We start from the raw sequence: 14,981 nt of genomic DNA, 5'->3' as shown, positions 1-14,981 counted from the left end.
GGGGGTGTATCCACGGGCGGTGACGGGACCGGGCGTTTTGCCCGGCCCCGTCAGTGCTTGCTCAACCGCCGTCACCGAATTTGTAGGTGATGCCGAGGTAGTACTGGCGACCGGAGTACTCCAGCGAGTTCAACCGTGCCCGTGTGTCCGCACCCAGGTACGAATGCGGGGTGGACTTGGTGAGGTTGATGATCGATGCGGTCACCATGAAGTGCTTGTTGAACTCGTAGTCACCGTTCAGATCGATCTGGTGATACGGCTGTGCGTAGACGGGAAGGCCCGACGACAAGCCCAGCATGGTGCGGCCGGTCCAGTTGTCGCTGGCGCGAAGCAGCAGGCCATTCTTTTCGTAGAACAGCGATACGTTGGCCGCGTATTTGGCGCTGCCGATCAGCTCCGACTTGCCGACCTGTGTGTCACCCAGCGAGACCGGGGTCTCGTTGGTCTTGTTGAGCGTGTAGTTGGCGATGTAACCGAAGCCCGAGTTCCAGGTGTGCTGTGCGTAAAGCTCCACACCCTTGGACGTGCCCGAGCGGCCGTTGGCATTGGTGCTGTACTGCAGGAAGTTCTCCTCCGTGCCGCCGACGTTCACCGTGATGTTGTTGACGGTGACCGGCACCACGAAGTTCTTCACTTTCTTCTGGAACAGGTCGACACCCAGCACCGAATGGGGCCCGTAATACCACTCGCCCGCCAGGTCGAACTGGGTGGCGGTGAACGGTTTCAGGTCGGCGTTGGCACCGCTGCCGTACCAGCCGGGCAGGGGCGCGCCGAACTGCTTGCGGTCGTTGTAATAGTCCTGGCTGTTGTAGGTCAGGCTGCCAAGCTGGGCCAGATCGGTGTAGTTGGCCCGGGCCAGCGCCTGCGAGCCGGCGGCGCGCAACACGAAACTGTCCGACAGGTTCCACGCGATATTGAAGCTGGGCAGCAGCTTGTTGTACCGCTTGGAAGTGGACGCGTTGGAGTACGTCTGCACCACGGCCTCTTCGTTCGGCCGGTACTGGAAGTCACCCGGCGCACAGGCGCCGCCGGCCAGGTTCTTGCCGGAGGCCGGGCAGATCAGGATGTTGCCGCTGCCATCGTGGTAATACACCGCGTTGTTGGTGGTGATCTGGTCGGCGACCGTGAGGTTCTGCTGGGTGCTGACAAAGCGCAGGCCCACGTTGCCGCGCAGCGTGCCGGTGTCGAAATTCGCCTGCACATAGGCCGCGGCGATTTTCTCCCGGACCGAGGACTTGTCCTCGGGGTGCTGGAAAAGCACCCGGTCGTAGGTCGAGTTGAGATAGTTGTAGTAGGCCGGGAAATTGATCGCCGGGAAGGTGTTGTCGCTGTAGGCATGGTTGCTGCCGTCGAGCGGGTTGGCCTGCAGGAAGCCGGCCGGCAGCTGCCCGGCGTACGGGTCGCAGGTCTGGAATTTCGATGTGGTGCCCTTGCAGTACCAGCGCAGCTCGTTGTTCTGCTGCTGGGCATGGTTGTCGCGGTACTTCACACCGAACTGCAGCGACTGCATCCAGCCGGAATCGAATGCCCAGGTGAAATCCGCTTGGGCGAAATTCTGCGAGTTGCTGGTGTTGACCATGTTGGAGCCGGTGGAGCCCAGGTCCACCTGTCCCGCGCCGGCGAGCATGTTCTGCAGCACATCCGGCGAGGCCGTGATGGTCGGCCTGCCGTTCAGCGTCCATGCGGCCCCGTTGCTGCCGTCCACCCACTGGCCATTGACGAAGTTGCGCGGCTTGGCCGCCATGCCCAGTTCGATGGAGGGACCGCCGGTCGCCCAGGTGCGGCCGACGTTGAACGCGCCGCTGAGGTTGCCACCGTTATCCCATTCACCCTCGATATTGAGGGTCTGCGAGGTGGCCTTTTCCACAGAGTAGTTGCCGTTCAACCACGGGATTTCGGTTGAGCACACGTCGACCGCCTGACGTGTCGCGCCGGTGCTGGGATTAACGGTCGAGTTGCAACCCTGGCCAGCAGGCGGAAGCACATAGTTGGCACCGGTGACCACGGTGCCCGACGGGTCGAAGGTGAGGCCGTTGGGGGCGAGCAGTCGGCCCTGCTGATCGGCGAAATTGTTGTTGCTGGGCAGGCCCCACTCGGGCACTTCCAGGGTATTGGTGATCTGTGTCTGCTGGCGCTGGAAGCGGAAATAGTTGCCGGTCAACAACAGATGATCGGTCGGCTTGAACTGCATGGTCGCCTGGAGGCCCTTGGTTTTCAGATCCAGCTGATTGCGGCTGGTGGAAAACTGCTGGGGCATCCAGTAGCCCGAATATTGTTTGCCGGCCTGATCGACCACGCCGCCGCCGGACCACAGCGCGATATTGGGCGCCACGTCGGCACTGTAGGGGTTGCCATGCACGTCGGTTGCCGGTGAGGTGCAGGTGGCGCTGTCGGTACAGTTGTTGTCCCACCAGTGCCAGCTCGAGGCATTGGCCGTGTAACTGACGTCGCGGCGTTTCTGGTACGAGCCGCCAAGCAGGAAACCGAAGGTGTCGTCCTTGTTCTTCCACGACCACAACGCCGACACCTGCGGCGTGATCCTGCTGCTGTTGTCCGAGCCGGCCCCGTTGAGGGAAATGAAGCCGTCATTCGCTTTCATTTCCAGCGGGCGACGCGTGCGCAGGTCCACGTTGCCGCCGATGCCGCCTTCGTCGAGGCGTGCTTCCAGACTCTTGTAGAGCTTGATGTCCGAGAACATGTTGGCGGGCATCAGCGTGTAGTTGAACGATCGCGTCAGGCCGGCCGAGGTATCGGCCGAGGCCACGTAGTTGCCGTTCAACTCGGTCAGCGTCAGCTCGGGGGAGAGGCCGCGGATGCTGACCGTCTTGCCCTCGCCGGATTCGCGGCTGATGACCACGCCCGGCACGTGTGCCAGCGCGTCGGCGATGTTCTTGGCCGGAAACTGCGCGATGTTCTGCGCGTTGATGACCTCGACGATGGAATTGGCGTCGCGCTTGTCCTGCACGTTCTGGTCGATCGACTGGCGATAGCTGGTGACCTGAACCGCCTGCAGTTCGGTGGTCCTGGCGGGGTGTCCATCCTTCTTCTTGTCTTTGTCGACCTGCTTCGCCTGCGCGCTGTCGGAGGCTTGTTCTGGCGGCGGCGAGTTGGTCGCGGAGGCAGTTTGCGGGACAGCCGGCGCCGCAAGGGCAACGCCGGGTACCCCAAGAGAAGCTCCAAGCGACATGGTCGCCATGGCGAGTGCGGCATACAGCGGCTTGCGGGCAAAGACGTGTGGCAGGTAACTCATATCCCGTGCTCCCCATCATGGTGTGCGTTCTTGAGAACCGAATCGATCTAAATTTTCGGTATCCAACGAGTCCTGACGCCGGGATCCATCCTTCGGAAACCACGGCACGACCTGATGCATTATTTGGTTTAGATCGATCTAAACCCCCTGTGGCGAATTAGTAACGCCGAAGCCGAGATATGTCACGCTGCGGCGCAAAAAATAATCACGTGGCAAACGTGCATCCGGAAATAACCGGATGCAGGGCCGATATGCGTGTGTCGACGCACCGTGCGCTGTTGGCGACCCGAGTCACCCCGGGATTTGAGGGGGCTTTCCACTGGATCGGGGCCAGCCGGCAGTTCCGTGCCGAACGCCCGCAGAGAGACTCAACGAGGTCTGCTGGAAAAAGCCGAAGTGATCCGCTGCCCAGCCCACGGAAAATTCAGGGAGACCATGGAACTTGCCACGGTGGACTGGACGGCCTGATTCACCACAGGCTGCCCGAATCCGTCGGCCATATCCCTTCGGCGCAGGCTGAAGCAAATGACTAACGGCAACTCGCCAGTCGCGCCGTCACGACGATGGCCTGGCAAACAGCCTCCACGCAATTCGGGGCGATTCCGATGTCCGCAGGCTTGTGCAGGGCGGTTGCAGAACAAACGAAAAAGGCCACTCGGTGAGAGTGGCCTAAGTCGTTACTTTTCTTGGTCGGGGTGACAGGATTCGAACCTGCGACTTCTACGTCCCGAACGTAGCGCTCTACCAGGCTGAGCTACACCCCGTGGGAAGCCGCGTATCTTAATCGTCGATCGACAGCTTGGCAACAGGTTTGCGTCAGACGATCGATCGGATGGCTGGGGAAGCTGGCAGGCGTTCTGTTAATCTTGACGGCTGCCGTCGTGCGGCCTGCCGCGCGATGGAATGCCCCCCATCGTCAGTAGAGGATTCCATGGCGCTTACCCCGGCCCGCACCATGCCCGGCGTGCTCGAGCTGTTGCCGCTCGACCAGATCGCGTTCCAGCGCATGCTCGACGTGATCCGTCGCAATTACGAGCGTTTTGGCTTCCTGGCCATCGAGACGCCGGTGATCGAATACTCCGACGTGCTGCTGACCAAGAGCGGTGGCGAGACCGAGCGCCAGGTTTATTTCGTGCAATCCACCGGTGCGTTGAACGCGGCCGGCAAGGTCGATGAAGGCATGCCCGAGCTGGCGCTGCGCTTTGACCTCACGGTGCCGCTGGCGCGTTACGTGGCCGAGCACGAGCGCGGATTGAGCTTTCCGTTCCGCCGCTACCAGATGCAGAAGGTCTATCGGGGCGAGCGCGCCCAGCGCGGACGCTTCCGCGAGTTCTACCAGTGCGACATCGACGTGATCGGCAAGGACGCGCTGTCGGTGCGTTACGACGCCGAGATTCCGGCCGTGATCCACAGTGTGTTTCGTGAATTGGCCATCGGCCCGTTCACCATCCACCTCAACAATCGCAAGCTGATGCGCGGCTATTTCGAGAGCCTGGGCGTGGTCGATGCCGAACAGCAGATGCTGGTGCTGCGCGAAGTGGACAAGCTCGACAAGCGCGGCGCCGACTACGTGCGCGACACGCTCACCGGCGACACCTTTGGTCTCAGTGCCGACGTGACGGCGAAGATCCTCGCCTTCGTGCAGGTGCGCTCAAGCTCGTTGCAGGATGCGCTGGACAAGCTCGATGCGTTGGGGCCCGGCCCGGAGGCGATGGAGCAGGGGCGCGCCGAGCTGAAAGAGGTGCTCAACCTGATTCATGCGTTTGGCGTACCGGAAACCGCGTACGCGCTGAACCTGTCGATCGCGCGCGGGCTGGACTACTACACCGGCACGGTCTACGAGACCACCTTGAATGACCATCCGCAGATCGGCTCGATCTGTTCCGGCGGCCGCTACGAGAACCTCGCCGGCCAGTACACCAAATCGCACCTGCCCGGCGTGGGCATTTCCATCGGGCTGACCCGGTTGTACTGGCAGTTGCGCGATGCCGGCCTGATCGATACCGCCAAGAGCACGGTTGACGTGCTGGTGACCCAGATGGACGAAGCGCAACTGCCGGCGTATCTGGCCTTGGCCAGCGAGTTGCGCGGTGCCGGGATCGCTACCGAGGTGGTGCTGGAAGGCGGCAAGCTGGGCAAGCAGTTCAAGTACGCCGACCGCGCCGGTATCCGCTTCGTGATCGTGCTGGGCGAGGATGAGATCGCCAAGAATGTGGTGACGGTGAAAGACTTGCGCCGCGAGGACCAGTTCGAGGTGGCGCGTGGCGAATTGATCAAGACCTTGCGGGTGGAGCTGGAACAGGCCGCCGCGATGGGTTGAGCGCCATCGACGCTTTGTTATCCACCGGCCCTGCCGCAAGGACGCCGCCGGTGGCCGATGCTGGAACATCTCTGGAGCAACCTTGGTGAGCGAACCCATTCTTCTCGACGGCAGCAGCCTGACCCGGGCGCAACTGGTGTCCGTGGCCCGCCATGCGGCGCCGGTGGCGCTGGATCAGACCCAGCTCAGGCGGGTGCAGCGCGCCGCGGATTTCCTGGCGGAGAAGGTCAGTTGCGGTGAACCCACGTATGGCGTGACCACCGGCTTCGGCAGCAATGCCGACAAGCTGCTCGGCGCGCATCGCGTGCGCGACGAGCTGCCGGGAAGCCATCCCGCCAACGCGCCGGAAGGCACGTTGATGGAGGAACTGCAGCACAACCTGATCATCACCCACGCGGTATGCGTGGGCAAACCGTTTGGCGAGGACGTGGTGCGCGCGATGCTGGTGATCCGCATCAACACCCTGATGCGCGGGCACTCCGGCATTCGCGTCAGCACGCTGGAAGCGTTGGCGGCGATGCTCAATGCCGGCGTGGTGCCGGTGGTGCCGGAGAAGGGCTCGGTGGGCGCCAGCGGCGACCTGGCGCCGTTGTCGCATCTGGCCATCGTGTTGCTCGGTGGGGGTGAGGCGTTTTATCGCGGCGAACGGATGAGCGGTGCCGAAGCGCTGAAGCGCGCCGGGCTGAGCCCGATCCGGCTGTCGTTCAAGGAAGGCCTGGCGCTGAACAATGGCACCGCGCAGATGCTGGCGACGGGTACGCTGGCGCTGGATACGCTGGAGCATCTGCTGGACACCGCCGATCTGGCGGCGGCGATGACGCTGGACGCATTCGCCGGGCGCAGCGGCGCGTTGCGCGCCGAAGTGCACGCCCTGCGACCACATCCCGGACAGGTGGAAGTGGCCGAGCGCGTGCGCGAACGGCTGGCCGGATCCACCCTGCTCGATATTCCGTACCACCTGGTGCCGCGTTTCAAATCCTGGACGGCCGAGGCGTGGAGCGAACCGGACGACCAGGCGCTCAGCTTTGACATCGGCTGGGACTGGGTACCGGCGAACCAGCGCCATGGCCGCGAGGCGTTCTACCAACGATTCCTGCCGTTCAAGGGCGGCAAGAAGCACCAGCCGCAGGATGCCTACAGCCTGCGTTGCATGCCGCAAGTGCATGGCGCGGTGCGTGACGCGTGGGCGCAGGCCTGCCGCGTGTTCGACATCGAGTTGAACTCGGTCACCGACAACCCGCTGATCTTTCCGGACAACCAGGACGCGCAGTTCATCGAGGAGCAGGTGATCTCCGCCGGCCACTTCCACGGCATGCCGCTGGCTCTGGCAATGAGTTACGTCAAGGCGGCGATCCCGGTGCTGGCGTCGATCTCCGAGCGCCGCCTCAACAAGCTGGTCGACCCGGCCACCAACGACGGGCTGCCGGCCTTCCTCACCGGCAACGAGGACGGCACCGATTCCGGCTTCATGATCGTGCAGTACACCGCCGCTGCCTTGGTCAATGACCTGGCCACGCGTGCGCATCCGGCCAGCGTGTATTCGGTGCCGACCAGCGCGAATGCCGAAGACCACGTGTCGATGGGTGCGAACGAGGCGCGCCACGTGCTGGAGATGATGGACGACCTCAGCCACGTGCTGGCGCTGGAGCTGTACACCGCGGCGCAGGCACTGGACTACCGCCAGGAAATGCTCAACGCGGCACGCCGCCTCGCCACGCGCGGAGGCTGGCAGGCGCTGGCCGCGAAGGTTGCCAACGCGCCGCGTGAAGGCCAGCCGCATTACGAGCAATTCGTGGCCGAAGTGCAGCAACTCGCCGCAGCATTGGCCGGTGCCGGGGACTTTCATGCCGGCGTCAGCGTGCGCAATGCGCATGCGGTGGTGCGTGAGCACATCGGCTTCATGCACAGGGATCGCGCGATGGACGGTGATGTGCGTGCCGTGTGTGCACTCGTGCAGCAGGGCGCGTTCCGCGCCGCCCATTGACTCAATCTTCCAAGAGAGTGCATTCCATGAGCCTGATCCAGACCCCGGTGTCCTACGGTGAACTGATCGACAAGATCACCATCCTCGAAATCAAGTCGCGGCGGATCACCGACGACGCCAAGCTGGCCAATGTGCGCAACGAGCTGGACCTGCTCAGCGCGACTTGGGCCAACGACACCGCTTCGCAGACGGATATTTCCGACGAGCGCGGCCGCCTGCTCGCGGTCAACGAACTGCTGTGGGACATCGAGGACAAGATCCGGCTGAAGGAGCGCGCGCAGGCGTTCGATCAGGAGTTCATCGAGCTGGCGCGCGCGGTCTATTTCCGCAACGACGAACGCGCCGCGTTCAAGCGCGAGATCAACCTCAAGCTGGGTTCGCAGTTGGTCGAGGAAAAGTCGTACCAGGATTACCGCGCCGTGTGACAGCTGTCCGTAGGAGCCCGCCAGCGGGCGATGCTCTTTTTGCGAGACCAGGACAAGAGCATCGCCCGCCAGCGGGCTCCTACAAGAGCCTGAGGTCCAGGGCAGCAGCCTCGAACCGCTCGATCACATCATCCACGCCGATCAGGTCCATCACGCCCGGCTGCTCGATCTTGCTGCCCCAGGGAATGTCGCTGGCGGGTTTTCCAAGGTATTTGCGCGACGCCTCGTCGTACTTGTTCACGCACCAGCGGCGGTCGGAGTAGGGGCCGGAGCGATCGGGATTGCTCGCCGCATGCAGCCCCAGCACCCTGGTGCCTACCGCGTTGGCCATGTGCATCGGGCCTGAGTCGGGCGTCAGCAGCAGCTGGGCCCGGCTGCACATCGCCAGCAATTTCTTCAGGGTGTCCTTGCCGGTCAGGTCCAGCGGCGTGCGCCGGCAGGCGGCCAGCACGGCATCGGCCATCGCCCGTTCGCCAGCCGAAGGACCGCCGATCAGCACCACGCGCCAGCCGCGCGCGGCGGCGTGGTCCATCACCGCGGCATAGCGCTCTGGCCGCCAGTTGCGCAGCGCATGACTGGAGCTGGGGCTGACCAGCAGGATGGGGTTACCGTCGGGCAATTGTTCGGCGGCCCATGCGTGGGCCTCCTCGGGAATCGGGATGTCCCAACGCACCTCGGTCTGTTTCATTCCCAGGGGTTCGCAGAAACTGCCGATGGCATCCAGTACGTGTTCGCCGCGGCGCGCCGGGATGCGTTCGTTGATCACCAGTCCGTGCAGGTCTTTTGAGCGCGCACGGTCGTAGCCGATGCGGCGCTCGGCCTTGATGCCCAGGCTCAGCAGGTTGGAGCGCATGGCCACCTGCATCTGCAGCAGCGCATCGAACCGCCGTCCGCGCAACGCGGCGTGGACTGAGCGCATGCCGGACCAGCCCGCAGATTTGTCGAACGTGACGAAATCCACCCCCGCCAAATCACCGACCAGCTTGCGTTCGAGTTTGCCGACGATCCAGGTGATCGCGGCATCCGGCACCGTTCGCTGCAAGGTGCGCAGCAGCGGCACCACATGGGTGACGTCGCCGATGGCGGAGGTGCGCAACAGGCAGATCGAGGTGGTCGTCGGGTTCGGGGTCATGGGCCTGGGTTAGAATCGAGTACGGTCACCGGGCATGATGATGCAGGAAAGAACCTACAACGACGCCACCGGCGCGATTTTGTTCGACGCGGCGCTGTCACCACAAGTCGGACACGAGTGGTTTGATCCCGATCATTGGCGTGGGCAGGGTGCACTGCGGACGCAGCCGGGAGGTCGCGGTGGTGTGGCGATCGTTTCCACGTCGACGGGTGAATGCGTATTGCGTCATTACCGGCGCGGCGGCCTGGTCGCGGCGCTGATGGGCGACCGTTATGTATGGATGGGCGCTCGACGCACCCGGCCGTTCGAGGAATTTCGTCTGCTCGCCGAGATTGCCCGCATGGGCTTGCCCGGGCCCGAGGCGGTCGCGGCGCGCTATCGCCGACGGGGCCTGCTATATCGCGCTGATCTGATCACGCGCCGGATTGGCGGTGCGCAGACCCTGGCCGAGTGCCTTGCCGCCGGTCAACTGGATGGTGGACTGGCCGGGAAGGTTGGCGCACTGGTGGCGCGATTCCATCAAGCCGGCGTGTGGCACGCCGACCTCAATGCCCACAATATCCTGGTGACATCGGCGCAGCTGTATCTGATCGATTTCGATCGCGGACGCATGCGGACTCCAGCCGAAGCCTGGCAGCAGGCCAACCTGCAGCGTCTGCGGCGTTCCCTGGTGAAGCTTGGTGCGGCGGATCGCGGTGAAGCGGTGTTCGAAAAGGATGTCTGGCAACCCCTGCTGGATCGCTATCGGCGTACGCTCAATCCATGAACTGGCATTTGAATTTTCTCGGCGTCGGCGCGGCGCATGCGGTGGAACTGGGTTCGTCGTCGGCAGTGATCGAGCGCGACGGCCTTCCCTTTCTGCTGATCGATTGCGGTCCGGACACGCTGGATCGCTACATGGCCGCGTATGACGCGTTGCCATCGGCGATATTCATCACCCATACGCACATGGATCACGTTGCCGGACTGGAGCGCCTGTTCATCAAGCTTTGGTTCGACGAGCGCCTGCGTGGCACCACGCGCGTGTTCGTTCATGCCGGCCTGATGTCGTGGTTGCAGGCACGGGTGGCGGACTATCCCGGCGCCCTGGCCGAGGGTGGGGTGAACTTCTGGGAAGCGTTTCGACTGGTTCCATGCACGCGTGGCTTCTGGCTGGACGGACTGTGGTTTGACGTGTTCGCGACCCGCCATCACGTGCCGGGAACTTCCTATGGTCTCGCGCTCGACGGCAGCTTCGCCTACACCGGCGACACCCGTCCGATCCCCGAGGTGCTGGTTCGCCATGCCGAGAGTCCGGCCCTGATTGCCCACGACTGCAGCCTTGTCGGCAATCCCTCGCATACGGGCATCGACGACATCGAGCGGGAATATCCCGAAGCGCTGCGCCGGAAAATGGTTCTCTACCATTACGGCAGCGCTGCCGATGGCGCAGCCCTGACGGCACGTGGCTACCGCGTGGCCCGCACCGGTGAGCGCGTGGCGCTCGCCCTACCTTCGGCACCCCGCGACGATGCCGGCTGAATTGACGTCGTCGCTTGCCTGTATCCGGGCCTGCAGCTATCCTTCCGCTTCTTTGTCGGGTGGCGTCATTCCCGGCAGAGGCGTTTTCAGCCATGCGGAGAGGTGTCCGGGTGGTTGATTCGGGGTGGTCCGGAGTTGTGTGCAGGGTAAACCTGTCGCCGGTTCAACCGTTTCGTCTGGAACGAAATGGGACAGCCGCAGGCTAGCCCCGAACCCCAGTGAGAGGTGAGGCTCAGGATGAGCCGAACAATTCCGCCGTGAAAGCGGCGGGATGGCATATGCGGAGAGGTGTCCGAGTGGTTGAAGGAGCACGCCTGGAAAGTGTGTATAGGGTAAAACCTATCGCGGGTTCGAATCCCGCTCTCTCCGCCAGTTTCCTGACAAGTGCGACAGCCGGAAGCTGGCGCAGAAGCAAATCAGCAAGCGTGATCGCTTGACGTCCATGGTGGCCCCGTCGGTCCCCCCGCGACGATAGTTCGCAAACTCCGCCAGGTCCGGAAGGAAGCAACGGTAGCGAATGATTCGGGTGCCGGGGTGTGGCTGGCGGGGCCGCCGCCATTTCGGACGTGCCGCGTTACTGACTTGGCCGCCCCGACTTGGCACAATCGGTCTTTGCCCCCACGTTGGTAGCCATGTCCTATCAAGTACTCGCCCGCAAATGGCGGCCGCGCAAGTTCGCCGAGCTGGTCGGGCAGGAGCATGTGGTTCGCGCGCTGACCAATGCGCTTGATACCGGTCGCATGCACCACGCCTACCTCTTCACCGGCACCCGCGGCGTCGGCAAGACCACCATCGCCCGCATCTTCGCCAAGTCGCTGAACTGCGAGCGCGGCCAGTCGGCCGACCCTTGCGGCGAGTGTTCGGTATGCGTCGCGGTGGATGAAGGGCGCTTCGTCGATCTGCTGGAAATCGACGCGGCCAGCAATACCGGCGTGGACGACGTGCGCGAGGTGATCGAGAACGCGCAGTACGCACCGTCACGGGGACGCTTCAAGGTCTACCTGGTCGACGAGGTGCACATGCTGTCGAAGAACGCGTTCAACGCGTTGCTGAAGACCCTCGAAGAACCACCGCCGCACGTGAAATTCCTGCTCGCCACCACCGACCCGCAAAAGTTGCCGGTGACGGTGTTGTCGCGGTGCCTGAAGTTCAACCTGAAGCGGTTGCTTCCGGAGCAGATCTCCGGCCAGATGCGGCACATTCTTGGTGCCGAAAACATTGCCTACGAAGACAGCGCGATCGGTGAACTGGCGAGGGCTGCTGACGGCTCGCTGCGCGACGGGTTGTCACTGCTGGACCAGGCGATCGCCTACGGCGGCGGTGCGCTGCATGCAGATGACGTGCGCACCATGCTGGGCAGCGTGGCGCGTGGCCAGGTGCTTGGTGTACTGGATGCGCTGGCAGCCGGCGATGGCGAGCGGCTGCTGGTCGAGTGTCGACAGATTGCTTCGTATTCACCGGATTTCGGCGGCGTGCTGGACGACATCGCCAGCGTGCTGCATCGCTTGCAGTTGATCCAGCTGATTCCCGGATATCGCCCCGACGAGGAAAGCGAGGATGACAACTCCTTGTCGTCGCTGGCCGGGCGGATCACACCGGAAGACGTGCAGCTGTACTACCAGATTGCAACCTCGGGTCGCCGCGATATCGCTTTGGCGCCGGATGCGCGCACGGGCTTCGAAATGGCCTTGCTGCGCATGCTGGCGTTTCGGCCCGGTGACGATGCGTCGGCGCCTCGCGTCGAGCGGGCACCGGCAGGCAGCCAGCCGCCCGCAGCACGTCCTTCCGCAAGTGCGCCGACCCGCCCGGCGGCCGCGCCGCCGCGCGTGGCCGATGCTCCCGCCCCACGTTCGACAGCCACGCCTACGCCCGCGCCGCCCGCTGCGGCTGCCCCGGTTGCGCCGGTGGCAAGCGATGCCAACGGACTGCCAGATTGGGATGCGCTGATCGAGCGCGCCGGTTTGCGTGGACCCTTTGGCGTACTTGCACAAAATGCGGTGTTGCGTGAGCGCGATGGCCAGACTCTCGTGCTGGCCCTGCAGCCGGCGCACATGGGTATGGCGGTCGAGCCGATGGTCAGCCAGATGGAAGAGCGCATCAGCAAGGCGATGGATGAGCGCATTCGTCTGCGTTTTGTCAGCCAGAATCAGGCAGCCGCGACACAAACGCCGGCCGCTCGGGCCGCGCAGGCGCGCAGCAATGCGCAGGCGGCTGCCGAGCAGGCCATCGAGGACGACCCGTTGGTGCAGACGCTGAAGCGTGATTTTGGCGCGCGCGTGGTACCGCAATCCATAAAGCCCTTTGACAACGAATCCGGAGCAACGTGATGAGAGGACAGATCGGTCAGCTGATGCAGCAGGCGCAGCGCATGCAGGAAGACATGAAGCGCGCCCAGGAAGAGATCGCCAGGCTGGAAGTCACCGGCAGTGCCGGTGGCGGTCTGGTGAGCGTGGTGATGACGGGTGCGCACGAAGTGCGTCGTGTGCAGATCGACCGGCAAACCTTCGCCGACGATCCCGAAATGGCCGAGGATCTGGTGGCCGCAGCGATCAACGACGCGGTGAACAAGGTGGCTGAGCTCAGCAAGGACAAACTCGGTGGCGTTACCTCCGGCATGAACCTTCCGGCCGGCTTCAAGATGCCGTTTTGACACACGCGGGAGCCCGCCAACGGGTTCCCGCACGCTATCGAGACAAGCATGAGCGGCTCACCACTACTTGCCGAACTGATTGAAGCACTCCGCTGCCTGCCCGGCGTGGGCGGCAAAAGTGCGCAGCGCATGGCGTTCCACCTGCTGGAGCGCGAGCGTGATCGCGGTTTGAAGCTTGCCGCCGTGCTGGAACAGGCGATGCAGCGCATCGGCCATTGCGAACGCTGCCGCAACTTCAGCGAGGATCCGCTGTGCGTGCTGTGCGCCAGTTCGAGCCGTGATCATCAGGTGCTTTGCGTGGTGGAGTCACCGACGGACCTGGCGGCGATCGAGCAGGCCACCGGATATCGTGGTCAGTACTTCGTGCTGATGGGGCGGCTGTCGCCTCTCGATGGTCTGGGACCCGAGGAGTTGGGTCTGCCTCAGCTGAGCCAACGCCTGAGCGAGGGCGAGATCGAGGAGTTGATCATTGCCACCAATCCCACGGTCGAAGGCGAAGCCACCGCGCATTACCTGGCCCAGCTGGCACGTGCGGGCGGCGTGCGGCCCACACGGCTGGCGCATGGCGTGCCGCTGGGTGGTGAACTGGAATACGTTGATCGCAGCACGCTGGCTCATGCGTTCGGCGGTCGGCAATTGCTGGACTGACGTCTTGACCCAAGGGGATCCGACATGAGCGACACGATTTTCAGCAAGATCATCCGGCGTGAAATTCCCGCCGACATCGTCTACGAGGACGAGGATGTGCTGGCGTTTCGCGACCTCAACCCACAGGCCGCCGTGCATGTGCTGTTCATTCCGAAGAAGCCGATCGCCACGCTCAACGACGCGCTGGCCACGGATGCGGAATTGCTTGGCAAGCTCTTGCTGGCCGCGGCCAGCTATGCCAGGGCGGAGGGCTTTGCCGAACAGGGCTATCGCGCCGTGATCAACTGCAATGAAGACGGTGGTCAGACCGTGTTCCATCTGCATGTCCACCTGCTGGCCGGGCGGCGCCTCCATTGGCCTCCGGGTTGAGTGCCGCCAAAGGCGTGTTCACGCGATGAAAAACGCCGGCCCGAGGCCGGCGTTTTTCATGAGCCGAGATTACTTCTTCGGCGGCGGGGGCGGCGGACGCACCACGATCACCCGAGGGCGGTAATAGCCGCCGTAACCACCGTATGGGTAGCCACCCCAGTACGGACCGAAGCCCGGTCCCCAGAACGGGTCGTAAAAGCCCGGCGGATAATTCGTGATCACCGGCCGTTTCGGCCACAGGTAGACGACATCGGCTTCCACACGCGGGTACGCATAGTCGTAATCGCCAACCTTCTGCGAAATCGTGCCGTGCAGGGTGCCGGTGATGGTCACCTCGCGGCCACGTACAAACACTTCCGGGTCATAGAAGCCGTTGCGGCATGCGACGAACCGTCCCAGGTTTTCGCCGTTGTTGCCCGCCTTCGGGCGTGCCTGGCTGTCGAGCGGGCGGGACATCAGATAGAAGCAGGTCTGCTGGGGGCCCGGCTCGGTCTTGATGATCTCGCCACCCCAGCGAACGTGGGTGCCGCCAGCGCCGCCCTGTTGCGCGCTCGCGGTGGACACGTCGGTATAGGTGCCTTCCAGCGGTTTGGGAATCGTCGCGCAGCCAGCCAGCAAGGCGATGGCTGTGGCGAGGGTCAGTGGGCGGTACAGGGACATGGGGATCTCTCCATACATGGGC

General features: G+C 63.7%; 12 protein-coding genes, 2 tRNA genes and 1 other RNA gene. 11 read left to right on the top strand and 4 right to left on the bottom strand.

Annotated features, from left to right (window positions below; genetic code table 11):
- Positions 1 to 61: 61 nt before the first annotated feature.
- Together ACVWWQ_RS03600 and ACVWWQ_RS03595 are read right to left on the bottom strand one after the other, a co-directional pair.
- A complete protein-coding gene (locus ACVWWQ_RS03600) occupies positions 62 to 3,250 on the bottom strand; it encodes a TonB-dependent receptor (protein ID WP_133949939.1) in 3,189 nt (1,062 codons plus the stop codon).
- A 687-nt stretch (positions 3,251 to 3,937) separates the two neighbouring features.
- A tRNA-Pro gene (locus tag ACVWWQ_RS03595) sits at positions 3,938 to 4,014 on the bottom strand.
- 167 nt (positions 4,015 to 4,181) lie between these two features.
- Here ACVWWQ_RS03595 and hisS point away from each other — a divergent pair.
- From hisS to ACVWWQ_RS03580, 3 genes are all read left to right on the top strand, one after another.
- Complete coding sequence (gene hisS, locus ACVWWQ_RS03590) at positions 4,182 to 5,570, top strand: histidine--tRNA ligase (protein WP_133949941.1); 1,389 nt, start codon at positions 4,182 to 4,184, stop codon at positions 5,568 to 5,570.
- An 85-nt stretch (positions 5,571 to 5,655) separates the two neighbouring features.
- A complete protein-coding gene (locus ACVWWQ_RS03585; RefSeq protein ID WP_457383300.1) occupies positions 5,656 to 7,554 on the top strand; it encodes an HAL/PAL/TAL family ammonia-lyase in 1,899 nt (632 codons plus the stop codon).
- 26 nt (positions 7,555 to 7,580) lie between these two features.
- Complete coding sequence (locus ACVWWQ_RS03580) at positions 7,581 to 7,979, top strand: DUF6165 family protein (protein WP_099651878.1); 399 nt, start codon at positions 7,581 to 7,583, stop codon at positions 7,977 to 7,979.
- 79 nt (positions 7,980 to 8,058) lie between these two features.
- Here the strand turns inward: ACVWWQ_RS03580 and ACVWWQ_RS03575 are convergent, their stop codons facing one another.
- On the bottom strand, positions 8,059 to 9,111 hold the full coding sequence (locus ACVWWQ_RS03575) for a glycosyltransferase family 9 protein (protein ID WP_133949945.1): 1,053 nt from the start codon (positions 9,109 to 9,111) through the stop codon (positions 8,059 to 8,061).
- 34 nt (positions 9,112 to 9,145) lie between these two features.
- On the opposite strand from ACVWWQ_RS03575, the gene ACVWWQ_RS03570 reads away from it, so the two are divergent.
- From ACVWWQ_RS03570 to ACVWWQ_RS03535, 8 genes are all read left to right on the top strand, one after another.
- Positions 9,146 to 9,877, top strand: a complete 732-nt coding sequence (locus tag ACVWWQ_RS03570; protein ID WP_099651880.1) for a 3-deoxy-D-manno-octulosonic acid kinase — start codon at positions 9,146 to 9,148, stop codon at positions 9,875 to 9,877.
- The gene (locus ACVWWQ_RS03565) at positions 9,874 to 10,632 is read left to right on the top strand and encodes an MBL fold metallo-hydrolase (RefSeq protein WP_099651881.1); all 759 of its coding nucleotides are present in this window, start codon (positions 9,874 to 9,876) and stop codon (positions 10,630 to 10,632) included. The genes ACVWWQ_RS03570 and ACVWWQ_RS03565 overlap by 4 nt, the downstream gene beginning before the upstream one ends.
- Before the next feature lie 282 nt (positions 10,633 to 10,914).
- A tRNA-Ser gene (locus ACVWWQ_RS03560) sits at positions 10,915 to 11,004 on the top strand.
- Between the two features lie 80 nt (positions 11,005 to 11,084).
- Positions 11,085 to 11,181, top strand: an RNA gene (ffs, locus tag ACVWWQ_RS03555) — signal recognition particle sRNA small type.
- An 83-nt stretch (positions 11,182 to 11,264) separates the two neighbouring features.
- The gene (dnaX, locus tag ACVWWQ_RS03550; protein WP_133949947.1) at positions 11,265 to 12,959 is read left to right on the top strand and encodes a DNA polymerase III subunit gamma/tau; all 1,695 of its coding nucleotides are present in this window, start codon (positions 11,265 to 11,267) and stop codon (positions 12,957 to 12,959) included.
- On the top strand, positions 12,959 to 13,282 hold the full coding sequence (locus ACVWWQ_RS03545; protein WP_099651883.1) for a YbaB/EbfC family nucleoid-associated protein: 324 nt from the start codon (positions 12,959 to 12,961) through the stop codon (positions 13,280 to 13,282). Before dnaX ends, ACVWWQ_RS03545 begins: the two co-directional genes overlap by 1 nt.
- Positions 13,283 to 13,330: 48 nt before the next feature.
- Positions 13,331 to 13,930 carry a recombination mediator RecR gene (gene recR / locus ACVWWQ_RS03540; RefSeq protein WP_133949949.1) on the top strand — a complete coding sequence of 200 codons (600 nt, stop codon included), beginning with the start codon at positions 13,331 to 13,333 and terminating at the stop codon, positions 13,928 to 13,930.
- Between the two features lie 24 nt (positions 13,931 to 13,954).
- Positions 13,955 to 14,299: a histidine triad nucleotide-binding protein gene (locus tag ACVWWQ_RS03535; RefSeq protein WP_133949951.1), complete on the top strand. Its 345-nt coding sequence runs from the start codon at positions 13,955 to 13,957 to the stop codon at positions 14,297 to 14,299.
- A gap of 69 nt (positions 14,300 to 14,368) precedes the next feature.
- On the opposite strand, the gene ACVWWQ_RS03530 is transcribed toward ACVWWQ_RS03535, so the two are convergent.
- A complete protein-coding gene (locus tag ACVWWQ_RS03530) occupies positions 14,369 to 14,959 on the bottom strand; it encodes a Slp family lipoprotein (RefSeq protein WP_099651886.1) in 591 nt (196 codons plus the stop codon).
- Positions 14,960 to 14,981 lie beyond the last annotated feature (22 nt).

It is taken from the genome of Rhodanobacter sp. TND4EL1, assembly GCF_054061035.1.
Note: the sequence above shows the minus strand (reverse complement) of the source record. Positions and strands in the feature narration are given on the sequence as shown.